This is a genomic window from Aliiroseovarius sp. CAU 1755 (assembly GCF_054482655.1).
Genome location: NZ_JBTLRH010000003.1, coordinates 584,556 through 599,736 on the forward strand (window position 1 = coordinate 584,556; position 15,181 = coordinate 599,736).

17 protein-coding genes and 1 tRNA gene are annotated in these 15,181 nt (G+C 60.8%); 9 read left to right on the forward strand and 9 right to left on the reverse strand.

The features are described from left to right. Window positions 1-110 precede the first annotated feature (110 nt). Together ACXYMP_RS14770 and ACXYMP_RS14775 are read left to right on the forward strand one after the other, a co-directional pair. Window positions 111-187, forward strand: a tRNA-Pro gene (locus ACXYMP_RS14770). Window positions 188-260: 73 nt separating this feature from the next. Continuing rightward, window positions 261-1,340: a 2'-deoxycytidine 5'-triphosphate deaminase gene (locus tag ACXYMP_RS14775; protein WP_298566343.1), complete on the forward strand. Its 1,080-nt coding sequence runs from the start codon at window positions 261-263 to the stop codon at window positions 1,338-1,340. Window positions 1,341-1,365: 25 nt separating this feature from the next. On the opposite strand, the gene ACXYMP_RS14780 is transcribed toward ACXYMP_RS14775, so the two are convergent. The 8 genes from ACXYMP_RS14780 to ACXYMP_RS14815 all read right to left on the reverse strand — a co-directional run bounded on the left by ACXYMP_RS14780 (window position 1,366) and on the right by ACXYMP_RS14815 (window position 8,459). Further along, window positions 1,366-1,575 carry a hypothetical protein gene (locus ACXYMP_RS14780; protein WP_458907221.1) on the reverse strand — a complete coding sequence of 70 codons (210 nt, stop codon included), beginning with the start codon at window positions 1,573-1,575 and terminating at the stop codon, window positions 1,366-1,368. A 99-nt stretch (window positions 1,576-1,674) separates the two neighbouring features. After that, entirely contained in the window at window positions 1,675-2,361 is a 687-nt protein-coding gene (scpB, locus tag ACXYMP_RS14785; RefSeq protein ID WP_458907223.1) for an SMC-Scp complex subunit ScpB, read from the reverse strand. Beyond that, window positions 2,351-3,145, reverse strand: a complete 795-nt coding sequence (locus ACXYMP_RS14790; protein ID WP_298566340.1) for a segregation and condensation protein A — start codon at window positions 3,143-3,145, stop codon at window positions 2,351-2,353. Before ACXYMP_RS14790 ends, scpB begins: the two co-directional genes overlap by 11 nt. Further along, window positions 3,132-4,163, reverse strand: a complete 1,032-nt coding sequence (locus tag ACXYMP_RS14795) for a glycoside hydrolase family 3 N-terminal domain-containing protein (protein WP_458907225.1) — start codon at window positions 4,161-4,163, stop codon at window positions 3,132-3,134. Before ACXYMP_RS14795 ends, ACXYMP_RS14790 begins: the two co-directional genes overlap by 14 nt. 4 nt (window positions 4,164-4,167) lie before the next feature. Further along, window positions 4,168-5,160 (reverse strand): SPOR domain-containing protein, encoded by a 993-nt coding sequence (locus ACXYMP_RS14800; RefSeq protein ID WP_458907227.1) that lies wholly within the window; start codon window positions 5,158-5,160, stop codon window positions 4,168-4,170. A 29-nt stretch (window positions 5,161-5,189) separates the two neighbouring features. After that, window positions 5,190-5,339 carry a hypothetical protein gene (locus tag ACXYMP_RS14805; RefSeq protein WP_458907229.1) on the reverse strand — a complete coding sequence of 50 codons (150 nt, stop codon included), beginning with the start codon at window positions 5,337-5,339 and terminating at the stop codon, window positions 5,190-5,192. 160 nt (window positions 5,340-5,499) lie between these two features. Then, window positions 5,500-7,221 carry an arginine--tRNA ligase gene (gene argS / locus ACXYMP_RS14810; protein ID WP_298566336.1) on the reverse strand — a complete coding sequence of 574 codons (1,722 nt, stop codon included), beginning with the start codon at window positions 7,219-7,221 and terminating at the stop codon, window positions 5,500-5,502. Window positions 7,222-7,316: 95 nt separating this feature from the next. Beyond that, on the reverse strand, window positions 7,317-8,459 hold the full coding sequence (locus ACXYMP_RS14815; RefSeq protein WP_458907232.1) for a deoxyguanosinetriphosphate triphosphohydrolase: 1,143 nt from the start codon (window positions 8,457-8,459) through the stop codon (window positions 7,317-7,319). Window positions 8,460-8,597: 138 nt separating this feature from the next. Here ACXYMP_RS14815 and ACXYMP_RS14820 point away from each other — a divergent pair, with 138 nt between their 5' ends. Continuing rightward, window positions 8,598-8,921: a HesB/IscA family protein gene (locus ACXYMP_RS14820; protein WP_298566784.1), complete on the forward strand. Its 324-nt coding sequence runs from the start codon at window positions 8,598-8,600 to the stop codon at window positions 8,919-8,921. Window positions 8,922-8,927: 6 nt separating this feature from the next. Here ACXYMP_RS14820 and ACXYMP_RS14825 read toward each other — a convergent pair whose 3' ends face one another. Beyond that, the gene (locus ACXYMP_RS14825; RefSeq protein WP_298566332.1) at window positions 8,928-9,344 is read right to left on the reverse strand and encodes a globin family protein; all 417 of its coding nucleotides are present in this window, start codon (window positions 9,342-9,344) and stop codon (window positions 8,928-8,930) included. 140 nt (window positions 9,345-9,484) lie between these two features. Between ACXYMP_RS14825 and ACXYMP_RS14830 the strand changes: the two genes are divergently transcribed. The 6 genes from ACXYMP_RS14830 (at window position 9,485) to ACXYMP_RS14855 (ending at window position 15,100) form a co-directional block, all read left to right on the forward strand. Then, window positions 9,485-10,678, forward strand: coding sequence for a BaiN/RdsA family NAD(P)/FAD-dependent oxidoreductase (locus ACXYMP_RS14830; RefSeq protein ID WP_458907234.1), 1,194 nt, complete (start codon window positions 9,485-9,487; stop codon window positions 10,676-10,678). Window positions 10,679-10,742: 64 nt separating this feature from the next. Continuing rightward, window positions 10,743-11,522: an exodeoxyribonuclease III gene (gene xth / locus ACXYMP_RS14835; protein WP_458907236.1), complete on the forward strand. Its 780-nt coding sequence runs from the start codon at window positions 10,743-10,745 to the stop codon at window positions 11,520-11,522. A 9-nt stretch (window positions 11,523-11,531) separates the two neighbouring features. Next, on the forward strand, window positions 11,532-12,470 hold the full coding sequence (locus ACXYMP_RS14840) for a nucleoside hydrolase (RefSeq protein WP_458907238.1): 939 nt from the start codon (window positions 11,532-11,534) through the stop codon (window positions 12,468-12,470). Beyond that, the gene (locus ACXYMP_RS14845) at window positions 12,467-12,913 is read left to right on the forward strand and encodes a GNAT family N-acetyltransferase (protein ID WP_298566324.1); all 447 of its coding nucleotides are present in this window, start codon (window positions 12,467-12,469) and stop codon (window positions 12,911-12,913) included. The genes ACXYMP_RS14840 and ACXYMP_RS14845 overlap by 4 nt, the downstream gene beginning before the upstream one ends. 24 nt (window positions 12,914-12,937) lie before the next feature. After that, window positions 12,938-14,353 (forward strand): protein adenylyltransferase SelO, encoded by a 1,416-nt coding sequence (locus ACXYMP_RS14850; RefSeq protein WP_458907368.1) that lies wholly within the window; start codon window positions 12,938-12,940, stop codon window positions 14,351-14,353. Window positions 14,354-14,401: 48 nt separating this feature from the next. Next, entirely contained in the window at window positions 14,402-15,100 is a 699-nt protein-coding gene (locus tag ACXYMP_RS14855; RefSeq protein WP_298566321.1) for an endonuclease/exonuclease/phosphatase family protein, read from the forward strand. The last annotated feature ends 81 nt before the right edge of the window (window positions 15,101-15,181 follow it).

Sequence of the window (15,181 nt, forward strand, 5' to 3'; positions counted from 1 at the left end):
CGCTTGCGGCCCCCGCTTTGTCGCGCCCCGAAAAAGGACAGGCGAAACATGACTTTCCTGCCGTTTCCCGCTTGCCCTGCCTGCGAAAATCACTATGTAAGGTCTCCAGTCGGGCTATGGCGCAGCCTGGTAGCGCGTCCGTCTGGGGGACGGAAGGTCGCAGGTTCGAGTCCTGCTAGCCCGACCAAATTCAAAACCGCCCGCCCGACTTTCGGGCGGGTGTTTTTGTATCCGCGATCAGGATCAAGGGGAGGATGGGTATGAAAACCGGCGTTTTGGCAGACCACCAGATCAAGCAGATGGTCGTGGGCGGCGCAATCGCGGCCTCGTCCCCGATCCTGAACGAACAGATTCAACCCGCATCGCTTGATCTGCGTCTGGGTGACATCGCCTATCGTGTGCGCGCCTCGTTCTTGCCCGGCAAGGGGTCCACCGTGACCCAGCGCCTGGACCAGTTAACCATGCACGAGGTCACGCTAACCGGTGGTGCCGTTCTGGAGAAAGGCTGCGTCTATGTCGTCCCGTTGATGGAGCGCCTGCAGCTGCCCCAGGGCATGACCGCCGCCGCCAGCGCCAAAAGCTCGATTGGCAGGGTGGACTTGATGACCCGCGTGATCACCGATCAGGGGATCGAGTTTGACCGTGTGCCCGAAGGCTATGACGGTCCCTTGTATGCCGAGCTTTGCCCCCAAAGCTTCTCCGTCGTCGTGCAGCCGGGGCAATTGCTGAACCAAATCATCTTTCGGCAGGGCAAAACGATCTTGACGGATGACGAACTGCTCGCGGTTCATGCCCGCACACCGATCGTGTCGGGCGATCCGGTAATTTCCGACGGGTTGGGGTTTTCGGTCGATCTGAAACCGCGCTCGGGCGATCTGGTCGGTTACCGCGCCAAACGGCACACCGGCGTGGTTGATCTGTCAAAGCTCGCCCATTACGACCCGGCAGACTATTGGGAAGAGGTGCACACCACCGAGGGACGCATCATCCTGGACCCCGGTGCGTTTTATATTCTGGTCAGCCGTGAAGCCATCGCAATCCCACCCGATTGCGCCGCCGAAATGGCCCCTTACCTTGCCATGGTCGGCGAGTTTCGCGTCCATTATGCAGGCTTCTTCGATCCGGGCTTTGGCTATGACGCCGCGGGTGGCTCAGGGTCGCGCGGCGTGCTTGAAGTGCGCTGTCACGAAGCGCCATTTGTGCTGGAACACGGACAGGTTGTTGGACGGCTGGTCTATGAGAAGATGTCGGACCGGCCGAGCGCCCTTTATGGGGAAGATATCAAATCGAACTATCAGGGGCAGGGATTGAAATTATCTAAACATTTCAAATCCGTATGACGTTTGGTCTGGCCATACCGCGGTATCAGAACAGCTTGCGTGACACTTTCTGCGCCTTCCGGGCACGTTTGGCCAAGTCCTTGCTCTGACGCGCGCGCGCCTTGTCTTCTGGCGACATCTCGTCGTCAGACTTGCCGCGCCGCGCCGCCATATCAATCCCGGCATCAACGCCTTTGTTAACCAACTGACGGGTCACCCGACGGATGATCATATTGATGATCTGGTTCACATTCATATCCGTGTTTCCTTTGCCTGCTCAGGCGCAGTCTATCCCAATATTTGGGTATTTTCATGTCCCTTCACAAGACATGCCGCAGATCGCGCGCGGGCTCGCTTAGTCCTCGAACAGCTCTGACTGGCCTTCAGGGCTTTCATCTTCGTCATCCGTGTCCGGGCCGGGTAGGGTTCCGGGCGGCGGGCGGCTTTCCAGAAGGCCAGCCGAGCGCAGTTCTTTCAGCCCCGGCAGGTCGCGCGCGCTTTCCAGTCCGAAATGGTCCATGAAAATCTGGGTCACGACGAACGTCACCGGACGGCCCGGTGTCATACGGCGGCGGCCGAAACGGATCCACTCCATTTCGATCAACTGATCCACAGTGCCGCGACTGACCGAGACACCACGGATTTCTTCGATCTCGGCGCGGGTGACAGGTTGGTGATAGGCGATGATCGCCAGCGTTTCGATGGCGGCGCGCGACAGTTTGCGCGTCTCAACCGTTTCTTTCTGCATCAGATAGCCAAGGTCCGGCGCGGTGCGAATGGCCCACGCGTCGCCGACCTTCACCACCGACACGCCCCGCCCTTCATAGCGTTTGCGCAGATAGACCAGCGCTTCAGCGGCGTCTGACCCATGCGGCATGCGCGCCTCAAGTTCCTTGACCGTCACAGGCTCGGCAGAGGCAAACAGGATGGCTTCGACCATGCGTTCCTGTTCGCCCATCGGCGGGGCCTCAAACAGGCTGTCATTGGGCGCGGCTGCCCCCTTGTCGGCGGGTACATCGTCACGCGTTACATCATCCGTCATGTGTCTTCCTGCGGATCTGAATGGGGGAAAAGACCTCCCCCTGTCTAAGTTCTACGGCACCACGTTTGGCAAGTTCCAGCGTGGCTGCAAAATTTGCGGCGGTGGCCGAGCGGCGGCGCGCAGGGTCGGTTTGCCAGCCTTCCGGCAGATACGAGGTCAGGTCGGTCCAGTCGCCCGCATAACCGATCAGCCCCCGCATCCGGTCCAGCGCCTGTTCCATCGTCATCACCGCGTCACGGTCCATGACGAAGGGGCGGAATTCATCCTTGGTGCGGATGCGTGCGTAACCCTGCATCAGGTCCAGAAGGGTCGCGGTATAGGTCACGCGGCGCACGCGCGTCACGTCTTCGGGAATACCGCGGGCAAAGAAATCGCGCCCCAACTGGTCGCGCGCCATCAGCTTGGCCGCCGCATCACGCATCCCCTGAAGGCGTTCAAGCTGAAACGCGAGGTGGGCTGCCAGTTCTTCGCCTGACGGGCCGTCTTCAGACGGATCAGGTGGCAACAACAGGCGGGATTTCAGAAACGCCAGCCACGCCGCCATCACCAGATAGTCCGCCGCCAGTTCGATGCGCAGGTGGCGCGCCTTTTCCACAAACCCCAGATATTGTTCGGCCAGTTCCAGAACCGAGACCTTGCGCAGGTCAACCTTCTGGGTGCGGCTCAACGTCAACAGCAGGTCAAGCGGGCCTTCATACCCCTCGACATCCACGATCAAAGCCTCGGCCGCCAAGCGTTCCGAGACCGACATCGCGTCGCTTTCAAATTCGTCAGTCTCGTTCATCCGCCGCCCGTTCAGACCCCTGACCTGTCATCAGGTTCTGAAACTCGGTGTCAAGCGCGGGAATGTCAATGGGATCGGGGGACCTGCGCCATGTCAGCGCGTCATCAGCGCGTGCCTGCGCGGGGCCGCCCAGCGGCCCGGTGGCGTCAGCAACCTCTTCCATTTGCTCCAACACACCGTTGCAATGCAGGACCATGTCGCACCCGGCCTGCAACGACCGGCGCGCGCGCAGAGACAGCGGGCCCGACAACGCCTGCATCGACAGATCATCGGTCATCAACAGGCCGCCAAACCCGATCCGGTCGCGGATCAGCTTAATCACCGCGGGACTTTGCGTGGCAGGGTTTTCAGCGTCGATATCTTCGTAGACGATATGCGCGGTCATGCCGATGGGCAGACCGGCCAAGGGTTCAAACGCCATGAAATCTGTGCGCGCCAATTCCTTGGCCTTGGTTTTCACGTGCGGCAACACTTTGTGGCTGTCCAAATTGGCGCGCCCGTGGCCGGGGATGTGCTTGACCACTGGCAAGACGCCGCCTTCCAGAAGCGCTTGCGCCACCGTGCCTGCGCGTTCAGCCACGCGCACAACATCTTCGCCGTAACAGCGGTTGCGCAGGATAGGATGGGTGTCGGCGTTGGCAATGTCAGCGATTGGCGCACAGTTTCCGTCGATGCCGACGGCCAACAATTCATCGGCGATCAGGCGATACCGGATAAAGAGCGTGCGCAGGGCGTCGCGTTTGTTCAGCGTCACCTGATCCAGCGCAGGCAACCATTCGCGCCAATGCGGCCCGGTCATCCGCGCCACGCGCCCACCTTCTTGGTCGATAAAGATCGGGGCATCACGACCAACCGCACCGCGCAGCTCGGCGGTCAGCGCGCGGAGCTGATCGGGGGTTTCGACATTACGGCCGAACAGAATGAAGCCCCAAGGCTGGGCGCGTTCAAAAAAACTTCGTTCGTCCGGGGTAAGTCGTGGCCCCTTGCAACCGAAGATATAGGCGCCCTGCCCTGTCATGATTTTACCGGTTTACGACCGGTATGCACGCAGCTTTCGAGGCCATCAGCACCGAACAGAACCGACGCGCATCGGCCAGATCTTCGAACCCCATCGCGCGCAGGCGATAGAAGGTTTTGCCACCTGATTGTGCCTGTTGGATGACCCGCGATTTACCGTCCAAATAGTCTTCGAAGCGCACAGCAAGTTTGTCCCATTCGGCACGCGCCACGTCGGCGCTGTCAAACGCGCCCAATTGAACCAGACGGGTGCCAGCGGCGATCTGGTCAGGGGCGACATCGGTGACGGCGGCCACACCGTTGGCGGCTCCGGCTGCGGGGGCGGCTGCGACACGAGTGTCCAAATCCATCGGTCGGCCTTCGGGGCGCGGCGATTGGCGCACGCCGGGAACCGAGGCCGGGATGATCTTCGGCCCGTCGGCAGCCTCGGCAGCAGGCGCAGTTTCTGGAGTTGCGGCGACAGCGGCCACCACAGCATCGCTGCTTAGCGGTTCGGCGCTGGCGGCCACGCGTTCGGCAATTGCCAACGCAGCAGCGACCGGGTCCACCGGCAGCGGTTCGGGCGCAGGTATGACAGCGGATGCCTCTTGCAGGGGCAAGAGTTCCGATGGCGATGTATCGCTGCGCGCAGATACCTGGGTGGCGATATCCTCGTCGGCAAGTTCATCAGGTGCGGGGGCCAAGACAAGCCGGTCAGCCGGGGCAGAGGCTTGGCCTTCGGACTGAACGCTGTTCACAGCCAAACCCTGATGGGCCGCCGAAAGGCCGCCGGGATTGTCAGGTTGCACACGCATTGGGCCTTCCAGCGCACGCACGACCGGAATACCCGTCACGTCGCGCACCGCCAGCTTGTAGCCCCAGACACCCAGCCCGACGATCAACGCCAAAGACAGGGCGGCTCCGGCGTAATTGAAGACTGTTCCAAGCCCACCAGGTGCGGCAGGCCCGCCCATGGCACCGGGGTCGGTCTGTGTCGGGTCTTCGGTCAGGTCTGCCATCGGCGCGTCATGCCCATAGGGCACCGCGCTCAGATGCGGGTGATGATGTGACGGGTGTTGTTGCGGATGCGGCGCGGGCCCACCGTGGGCGGGATGAACATGCCGCGACGCTGCCATGGTATGTCTCGGATCAACGACCGGAGGCTCCGGTCGATATGCTGGGGCGTGGCCCTGATCATATTGGTTCTGATACGTCGCCTGCGGAGTGCGGTGACTCCAATTCGTTTCTGCCATCTTGCCTCACATCCGGCGATGGACACCCTGGCCGTTTTCGGCTCTGTCGGCGTCCTGTTCCGGTTACTGCATCAACCTCTCCCCAAGACCGAACAGCACTTGTGATCAGCGCATTTCCTCAGCCGGGGTGACGCCCAAAATACCCAAGCCGGCCGAAATAACAACGGCTACTGCGCGCGGTAGGGCGATTTTCGCCGCTGATGATGCGTTATTGCCATCCTGAAGGAAGCGCAGTTCAGCTTTGTCATTGCCGCGGTTCCACAGGCTGTGGAAATCCGAGGCAAGCTCATAGAGGTAAAACGCGATCCTGTGGGGCTCATGGGTGCGCGCGGCAATCTCGACGAGGCGCGGCCATTCGGCCAGCTTCTTGGCCACCGCAACTTCGGCCTCGTCCTCGATCTTGGGCGTGTCGGTCAGGGCAATCCCCTGATCTTCTGCCTTGCGCAACACCGACCGCACCCGTGCGTGGGCGTATTGAACGTAGAACACGGGGTTGTCGCGGCTTTGCTCCAACACCTTGTCGAAATCGAAATCCAGCGGCGCGTCGTTTTTCCGCGTCAGCATCACGAAACGGGTCACATCGGAACCAACCTGTTCCACCACGTCGCGCAGGGTCACGAACGTGCCCGCCCGTTTGGACATCTTGAACGGTTCACCATTCTTGTAAAGCTTCACAAGCTGCGTCAGCTTCACATCCAGAGGCACACGGCCATCCGACAGCGCCGATACCGCGGCTTTCATGCGTTTTACATAGCCACCATGATCTGCCCCGAACACATCAATCAAGGCGTCATAGCCGCGTTCAATCTTGTCGAAATGATAGGCAATGTCGGGGGCGAAATAGGTCCAGCTGCCATCAGATTTCTTGACCGGCCGATCGACATCATCGCCGTGATCGGTGGACCTGAACAATGTCTGCTTGCGCGGCTCCCAATCTTCAGGCGTTTTGCCCTTCGGCGGCTCCAACACACCTTCGTAGATCAAGCCCTTGCTTTCCAAGGCTTCAAGGGCCGCTTCGATGCGCCCCGTGCCATACAGCGATTTTTCCGAGAAGAAGACATCCATCTTCACCCCCAGCATCGCCAGATCCTCGCGGATCAGGCCCAGCATGGCTTCGGTGGCAAACTCACGGATTTCGGCCAACCAGAACTGTTCGCCCTTACCGACATAGGCGTCACCAACCCTGTCTTTCAGCGCGTGGCCCAGCGGAACCAGATAATCGCCGGGATAGGTGCCATCTTCGAACGCGACGGCCTGACCGTGCGCTTCGAGATACCGCAGGTAAACGGACCGCGCCAACACATCGACCTGCGCGCCGCCATCGTTGATATAATACTCGCGCGTCACATCATGACCGGCGTATTCCAGCAAACTGGCAAGCGCGTCACCAAATACCGCACCCCGCGTGTGACCCACATGAAGCGGGCCGGTCGGGTTGGCCGACACATATTCCACATTCACCTTTTGCCCCGCCCCCATCGACGATTGGCCATAGTGATCAGACGCCAGAACCTGTTCTACCAGCTTGGTCCAGATCACCGCATCCAAACGCAGGTTCAGAAACCCGGGTCCGGCCACATCGACTGTGTCGATCCGTGCGTCTTCAACCAACTTGGCCGCCAGAGCCTCGGCGATGTCGCGAGGCTTCATCTTGGCAGGCTTCGCCAGCACCATCGCAGCGTTGGTCGCCATGTCGCCATGGGCCGCATCGCGTGGCGGTTCGACAGTCACGTTGTCAAAGCTCAGGCCTTCGGGCAATGCTGCCTCGGCAACCATCGCGTTCAGGGCGTCGATCACAAGGCTGCGGATATCGGCAAACAGGTTCATAGCTTGGGTCCTTTTCTCGTGGCGCACTCCTACCAGTCCCGCCCCAAAGGTCAAGCGGGCAACGTGCAACCCCGAAACCCAAACGCAGCCACGCCCTAGCTGCCCAGCCCCAGACGTTTGTGTTCCTGAAGCGCGAAGCGGTCGGTCATGCCCGCGATATAGTCGGCCACCAGCCGCGCCAGTTGGATGTCGCTTCGGGCGGCTGCGATTTCGTCGCGCCATTCTTCCGGCAAGTCGCTTGGCGTGGCTTGAAAATGGGCAAACAGCTCTTCAACCACACAGGTGACGCGCTTGCGCATCGCGACCACCGACGGGGCGCGATACATGCGGGTGAACAAGAAGTCGCGGATCGCCTTCAGATCGCCCCACAAATCCGCAGAGAACCCGATCACAGCATGATCCAGCGCGCGAATGTCCTCGACTGATTGCGGCGCGGCGCGGGCCAGATGGGTTTGCGAGGTGGCAAGCACATCTTCGACCATCACCCCGAAGACGCGCCGCAATGCCTCGTGTTGGCGACGGCCGGGATCAAGGTTGGGATAGGTGGCATCGACATCGGCGATGGCCGGGCCGACGATGGGCAGCGCGGCAATCTCGTCCATGGTAAACAGTCCCGCCCGCAAACCGTCGTGCAGATCATGGTTGTTATAGGCAATGTCATCGGCAAGTGCCGCCACCTGCGCTTCTGCGCCTGCATGGGTGTTGAGCTCCAGATCGTGCCGCGCATCATATTCGGCCAGCGCATAGGGCAGATCACCCACCACAGGGCCGTTATGTTTGGCAATTCCTTCAAGGGTTTCCCAGGTCAGGTTCAACCCGTCCCATTCCGCATAATGGCGTTCCAACGATGTCACGATCTTTAATGCCTGTGCATTGTGATCAAAGCCGCCAAAGGGCGCCATCAACGCGTTCAACGCGTCTTCGCCGGTGTGACCGAAGGGCGTGTGGCCCAGATCATGGGCCAGCGCGACAGCTTCGGTCAGGTGGCTGTTCAACCCCAGCGCACCTGCGATCGTGCGCGCGACCTGCGCCACCTCGATCGAGTGGGTCAGTCGGGTTCGGAAATAATCGCCCTCATGCTCGACGAAAACTTGCGTCTTGTGCTTGAGGCGCCGAAAAGCCGAGCTGTGGATGATCCGGTCGCGATCGCGCTGATACGGTTCGCGAAACGCGCTTTCGGGTTCATCGTGAAGCCGACCGCGGGAATTGCCCGGTTGGGTTGCATAAATGGCGAGCATGCTCTGCCCCCTTTTTGCCTGTCACTGCTGGTGCGTGCGGTTGTCCCGACCGAAACGCGCCGTCCGGGCGTCTTGTCGCGCCCGCATGCCCCCCCTATATTCTGTTTAGCGTGAACATGAAATGGATTTCCTATGGATCTGACCCTTCCCCCAACCGTCACCGAACGCGCCTTCGCGCGACTGGCCGAAATCGGCGCTGGCGCACAGGGGAAAGCCCTACGCGTTGCCGTCGAGGGCGGTGGCTGTTCGGGGTTTCAATATGACATTTCTCTGGATGAGCCGGCCGAAGGCGATTTGGTGCTGGAAGGGGCCGGCGAACAGGTGGTGGTGGACGAGGTATCGCTGCCATTTCTTGGCAACGCGGTCATCGACTTTTCCGAAGAGCTGATCGGCGCTCGGTTCGTCATCGAAAACCCCAATGCTTCGGCATCATGTGGCTGTGGCACGTCGTTTTCGATGTAGCGGCACCTAAGCTGCCATCAACACAGCGCCCGCTTCTATGTCGCGCAAGGCTTCCATCTTCGCAATCCGCCACGCATAGGCAAAATCGCTTTGCCAGGATTGTTTGAGCTGTCGTTTCAGCGAACCGATCAGCGTGTTGACCAGAATGTCGGCGTGATCACGATACATGCCGCGCATTGCCATTCGAAAGCCGAGCACTTGCAGCTTCGTTGCCAAGGCCTGCTCATCCCCGACAAACGCTATAATCATCTGATAAAGCGTGTGAGTTTGCACCATCGGGTCGTCAATACCCTTGGGAAACATCGCCTTCAATTCGGGCGCCCGTTCAAACAGGAGTGGAAAAAAGGCGTCGGCAATTTCCCGTTCCTGCCCGACCAGAAGATCCAGACTGTGTTGGCATTGTGCGCGTGTGAGTTGATCCATGGTCGCGATCCTTTTGCGATGATGCAGATTTGCGTCGAATTTGACGGATCTGCGTTAACAAAAGCTAACCAAGTGCAGAAAATCTGCCCCAACGTCGCATTTTTCTTCCCCCTAAAATTCGAACGCGCTAGGTGCAGCCCATGAAGACCGACTGGGATACGATCATCATTGGCGCAGGCGCCGCCGGCCTGTTCTGTGCGCCCTTCGCGGCATCGGGGGGCAAGAGCACGTTGCTGATCGACCACGCCGCCAAACCCGGCGAGAAGATCCGGATCTCGGGCGGTGGACGCTGCAATTTCACCAACATGAATTGCGAGCCCCCCAATTTCACCGGTCAGAATCCGCATTTCCACAAGTCAGCTTTGGCCCGCTTCACGCAGTGGGATTTCATCGAGCTGATCGACCGCGCGGGCATCGCGTGGCACGAAAAGACATTGGGGCAGTTGTTTTGCGACGGCAAAGCCACGCAGATCATCGACTTGTTGCTGGAACAGATGAACGAGGCGGGCGCTGAGATCCGGCTGTCCACAACGGTTGAACGCATTGACCGTCAAGACGGGACGTTCGCCCTTAAAACCTCGTTCGGTGATCTGACCTGCCGCAATCTTGTCCTTGCGACGGGCGGCAAGTCGATCCCTAAAATGGGCGCGACGGGCTTTGCCTATGACATTGCGCGCCAGTTCGGCCACGAGGTAATCGAGCCGCGCCCCGCCCTTGTCCCGCTTACCTTCCCCGAAGGCCGTTTTGCAGCCCTCGCCGGTGTGTCCCTGCCCGTTTGCGTCTGGACCGACGCTGCCCGCTTTGACGAGGCGATGCTGTTCACACATCGCGGCTTGTCCGGCCCTGCGATCCTGCAAATCTCATCGTTTTGGCGCGAGGGCGAACCGATCCATGTGGACCTGACCGGCGGACGCGACGTGTTCACAGCTTTGCGCGACCAGCGCCAAACTGAGGGACGTCGCCAGATCTCGACCGAGCTTGCGCGCCATCTGCCCGCGCGGTTGGTGGAATTTCTGACCACTGAATGGGCCGACCAGTTCGACCTGACCGCTCGTCTGGCAGACCAGTCGGATACGGCGCTACGCACGTTGACAGATCACTTGTCGGATTGGGTGCTGACGCCCTCTGGCTCGGAAGGCTACCGCACAGCCGAGGTGACGTTGGGCGGCATATCGACCGATGGGATCGACAGCAAGTCGATGATGTCCAAGACGGTCCCGGGGTTATACTTTGTCGGCGAATGTGTGGACGTAACCGGATGGCTTGGCGGGTTCAACTTTCAATGGGCGTGGTCCAGCGCGCATGCCGCCGGGCGGCATATCGCCGAAACCTAAGACGCATCGCTTGCACACCCGCCCGTTTGCGCCCACATTGTCCGCCACGAACAGGAGGGGCCTCATGAAAATCGCCAGTTTCAACATCAATGGTATCAAAGCACGTTTGCCTGCATTGATGGACTGGCTGGACGAGGCGCAACCCGACGTCGCAATCTTGCAGGAGATCAAGTCAATCGACGAGAACTTCCCGCGAGAAGTCTTTGAGGACAAAGGATATAACCTCGAAACCCACGGGCAGAAAAGCTTCAATGGGGTTGCGCTTCTGTCCAAGCTGCCGCTGGAAGATGTGACGCGCGGCCTGCCCGGTGACGACGCCGACGAACAGGCTCGTTATATCGAGGCGACGGTGGTCGGCGATCACGCCGTGCGCATCTGTGGGCTATACCTGCCCAATGGCAACCCTGTGCCGGGGCCGAAATACGACTACAAGCTTGCGTGGATGAAGCGTCTGCAAGCGCGTGCAGAAGAATTGCTCGCCGCCGAGGAGCCCTTTTTGATGGCGGGGGATTACAACATCATCCCGCAGCCTGAAGACGCCGCCCGCCCGCAAGATTGGGTTGAGGACGCTCTGTTCCGCCCCGAAAGCCGTGAGGCATGGCGCAAGATCGTGAACCTTGGCCTGACCGAGGCGTTCCGTGCCCGCAATCAAGCGCCAGAGCAATATTCGTTCTGGGACTTCCAGCGCGGCGCGTGGCAGCGCAATGACGGCATACGAATCGACCATTTCCTTTTGTCACCAGAATGCGCCGACCTTCTGACCGACTGCCAGATCGACAAAGAGGTGCGCGGGCGTGAAAAGCCCTCCGACCACGTTCCGGTTTGGATTGAGTTGGCGGCATAAGGACCTGACATGGTAAGAAAAATCATCATTGACACTGACCCCGGTCAGGACGACGCCGTGGCCATCCTTCTGGCCTTGGCCAGCCCCGAGGATATCGAGGTTCTGGGCATCACCGCCGTCGCTGGTAACGTGCCGCTGGAGCTGACGGCCAAGAACGCCCGGATCGTTTGCGAATTGGCCGGAAAGCCCGACACCAAGGTATTCGCGGGTTGTGACCGCCCGCTGCGCCGCGATCTGGTCACAGCGGAATATGTGCATGGCAAGACGGGACTAAACGGCCCGGTTCTGCCGGACCCGACCATGCCCCTTCAAGACCAGCACGCGGTGGATTTCATCATCGACACCCTGCGCGCCCATGATGCCGGCACCGTGACCCTGTGCCCGCTTGGTCCCCTGACCAACATCGCCACCGCCTTTGAACGCGCACCCGACATCGTCGACCGCGTGCAGGAAATCGTCCTGATGGGCGGGTCTTATTTCGAGGTGGGAAATGTCACCCCCGCCGCTGAATTCAACATTTACGTTGACCCGCAAGCCGCTGATATCGTGTTCGGATCTGGCGTGCCCCTGGTAGTGATGCCGTTGGATGTCACCCACAAGGCGCTGGTGACGAAAGCGCGCAACGACGCCTTTCGCGCCCTGCCCGGTGACGTGGGTCATGCGGTGGCAGAGATGACGGATTTTTTTGAGCGGTTCGACAAGGAAAAATACGGCTCGGACGGTGCGCCTTTGCACGATCCGACCGTCATCGCCTATCTGATCCGGCCCGACATGTTTCGTGGCCGCCACGTGAATGTGCAGATCGAAACCCAGTCCGAACTGACCATGGGCATGACCGTTGCCGATTGGTGGGGCGTGACCGATCATGCGCCCAACGCGCTGTTTGTCGGAGATCTGGACAGCGACGCCTTTTTCACCCTTCTGACCGAAAGGATCGCCCGGTTATGAGCAGCCTGCGCCTTGCCACCCCGGAAGATCTTGACCGGTTGATGCCGCTTGTGGCCGGCTTTCACGCCCAAAACGGTATCGAACAAGATGAAGAGACACGGCGCGGCGCGCTGCAACCTCTGCTGGAGGGCTCGCCGCATGGGGCAATCTGGCTGATCGGTCCACGCGTCGCCCCGGTCGGCTATATCGCTGTCAGCTTCGGCTGGTCGATCGAGTTTGGCGGCTTGGATGCTTTTCTGGACGAAATCTATGTGCGCGAACGCGTCCGTGGCCGCGGCATGGGCAGCGAAGCATTGTCTGCTCTGGTGCGGGCACTGTCCGAACAGGGCATCAATGCCATGCATCTTGAGGTCGACACCGACAATGACCGCGCGCGTCTTTTGTATGAACGGGTCGGGTTCCAGTCCCGCAACCGCTATCACCTGATGACGCGGGTGATGTAGCGGGTAGTGAATTTTGATAGGGTGCTGGCAATGCGCGACGACTTTGACAATTCCTACGCCCGTCTGCCCGACAGGTTTTACACCAAGCTGCCGCCTGTCCCGGTCGCAAATCCGCAGGTCTTGCGCGTCAATGACGCCCTTGCACGGGAGCTTGGGATAGATCCCTCTGACCTGACCGCCGAGGTTCTGACCGGCAACACGCTTTTGCCCGGCACCGATCCGTTGGCGCAGGTCTATGCGGGCCACCAGTTTGGCGGTTGGGTGCCACGTCTGGGCGACGGGCGCGCGATTTTGCTGGGTGAGGTCGCCGGCGATTTCGGGCGGCGCGACATTCAGCTTAAGGGCTCCGGCATCACGCCTTACAGCCGCAACGGCGACGGGCGGGCGTGGGTTGGTCCGGTGATGCGCGAATATATCGTCTCCGAGGCGATGAACGCGCTTGGCATCCCTACCACCCGCGCGCTGGGTGCCGCTTTGACCGGCGAAGGCGTGCAACGCGAGCGGCGCTATCCCGGCGCTGTCCTGATGCGCGTCGCCGCCAGCCATATCCGCGTCGGCACCTTCCAGTATTTCGCCGCACGTGGCGACCGCCCCGCCCTGCGCCTGCTTTTGGACCACTGCATCGCGCGCCATTACCCCCAAGCGGACGACCCACTATCCTTCCTTGCCGAAGTGGTGGCCGCACAAGCGCGGCTTGTCGCGAAATGGATGAGCGTGGGGTTTATCCACGGCGTGATGAACACCGACAACATGGCCGTGTCGGGCGAAACCATCGACTATGGCCCCTGCGCGTTCATGGATGCCTATCACCCGCGCATGGTGTTTTCCTCGATCGACCAGCAGGGGCGCTATGCGTTTCAGGAACAGCCCAACGTGGCCGTCTGGAATCTGGCGCAACTGGCGACCTCGCTGTTGCCGCTGATGGATGGCGACCCCGAACATGCCGCAGGCGAAGCGACACGCGTGCTGGAAGGGTTTGCCACCCATTTCAGCCCGGAATGGTTGCGACTGTTTCGTGCCAAGATCGGCCTGACCACGCAGGAAGACGGGGACGAGGCGCTGATCACCGGGCTTTTGTCCCGCATGGCCAGCTCGCAGGCGGACTTCACCGCCACCTTCACGGCGCTGACCGAAGGTGATGCGCGCGACCACATCACCGATGAGGGCGCATGGGACAGTTGGGCACCCGATTGGGAGGCCCGCCTGTCACGCGAACCCGGTGATCCCAAAGCCACGATGCGCGCCGCCAACCCCGTTCTGATCCCCCGCAATCACCGGGTCGAAGAAGCCATTCAGGCCGGAATTGACGGGGATTGCGCGCCTTTCCACCGCCTTGTCGATGCCCTCGCCCGTCCCTTTGATCCGCTGCCCGAGCATCTGGACCTCGCCACCCCGCCGCGCGCAGATGAACGCGTGTTGCGCACGTTCTGCGGCACCTAAACTGGCCGACTTCTGGAAATGCCCTGCTGCGGTTGTTAAGTTGTGAGTATGAAATCCCATGCCAAGGACCTGAAACTGGTCACATACAACATGCGCAAGGCCGTGGGCCTTGACCGGCGCCGCGACCCGCACCGCATTCTGGACGTGATCAACCGGCTCGAGGCGGACGTGGTCGTGCTGCAAGAAGCCGACCGCCGGCTTGGCCCCCGACCAACGGCCCTTCCCTATCACCTGTTGTCGGACGAGACCGATTTCGTGGCTGTGCCCTTTGCAAGCAATGGCGTGTCGCTTGGCAGCCACGGAAACGCGATCCTTGTGCGCAAGGGGCTGACCTTTCACGCGGCCGAACAGCTGGAGCTGCCAGGGCTTGAACCACGCGGCGCCGTCTCGGTCGAGATCGACGGGCGGTTGAAACTTGTGGGCACCCATCTGGGCCTGCTGCGTCCCTATCGCCACCAGCAGATGCGGCAACTGGCCAAGAAGCTGGCCATCACGCCGCTGCCCACGGTCATCATGGGCGATTTCAACGAATGGTCCCCGAAACGCGGGTTCGAGCCATTGGAACATCGCTTCGACGTGGTGTCGCCCGGCCGGTCCTTTCATGCGTCCCGCCCGGTTGCTGCGTTGGACAGGCTGGCGCTAAGCCGTGGTGTCGAACTGCGCGACGCAGGTGTGGACCAGTCTCCGCTGGCCAAGGTGGCATCCGATCACCTGCCGGTCTGGGCGTCTGTGCGCCTGAAGGACTAAGCGCGCAATTGTCGTGTTGGGTCAGTCTTGGCGATTTGTCATGGCGACCCCGCATGATAAGAGGGGGCTGAACCTCTCAGG

What these genes read in the sequence shown, in the direction of transcription:
- ACXYMP_RS14795 (WP_458907225.1), bottom strand. Translation starts at nt 4,163, where the DNA reads ATGACAGGGCAGGGCGCCTATATCTTCGGTTGCAAGGGGCCACGACTT.
- argS (WP_298566336.1), bottom strand. Translation starts at nt 7,221, where the DNA reads ATGAACCTGTTTGCCGATATCCGCAGCCTTGTGATCGACGCCCTGAAC.
- ACXYMP_RS14805 (WP_458907229.1), bottom strand. Translation starts at nt 5,339, where the DNA reads ATGATCAGGGCCACGCCCCAGCATATCGACCGGAGCCTCCGGTCGTTG.
- ACXYMP_RS14790 (WP_298566340.1), bottom strand. Translation starts at nt 3,145, where the DNA reads ATGAACGAGACTGACGAATTTGAAAGCGACGCGATGTCGGTCTCGGAA.
- ACXYMP_RS14825 (WP_298566332.1), bottom strand. Translation starts at nt 9,344, where the DNA reads ATGGATCAACTCACACGCGCACAATGCCAACACAGTCTGGATCTTCTG.
- xth (WP_458907236.1), top strand. Translation starts at nt 10,743, where the DNA reads ATGAAAATCGCCAGTTTCAACATCAATGGTATCAAAGCACGTTTGCCT.
- ACXYMP_RS14855 (WP_298566321.1), top strand. Translation starts at nt 14,402, where the DNA reads ATGAAATCCCATGCCAAGGACCTGAAACTGGTCACATACAACATGCGC.
- ACXYMP_RS14815 (WP_458907232.1), bottom strand. Translation starts at nt 8,459, where the DNA reads ATGCTCGCCATTTATGCAACCCAACCGGGCAATTCCCGCGGTCGGCTT.
- ACXYMP_RS14845 (WP_298566324.1), top strand. Translation starts at nt 12,467, where the DNA reads ATGAGCAGCCTGCGCCTTGCCACCCCGGAAGATCTTGACCGGTTGATG.
- ACXYMP_RS14830 (WP_458907234.1), top strand. Translation starts at nt 9,485, where the DNA reads ATGAAGACCGACTGGGATACGATCATCATTGGCGCAGGCGCCGCCGGC.
- ACXYMP_RS14800 (WP_458907227.1), bottom strand. Translation starts at nt 5,160, where the DNA reads ATGGCAGACCTGACCGAAGACCCGACACAGACCGACCCCGGTGCCATG.
- ACXYMP_RS14840 (WP_458907238.1), top strand. Translation starts at nt 11,532, where the DNA reads ATGGTAAGAAAAATCATCATTGACACTGACCCCGGTCAGGACGACGCC.
- scpB (WP_458907223.1), bottom strand. Translation starts at nt 2,361, where the DNA reads ATGACGGATGATGTAACGCGTGACGATGTACCCGCCGACAAGGGGGCA.
- ACXYMP_RS14775 (WP_298566343.1), top strand. Translation starts at nt 261, where the DNA reads ATGAAAACCGGCGTTTTGGCAGACCACCAGATCAAGCAGATGGTCGTG.
- ACXYMP_RS14780 (WP_458907221.1), bottom strand. Translation starts at nt 1,575, where the DNA reads ATGAATGTGAACCAGATCATCAATATGATCATCCGTCGGGTGACCCGT.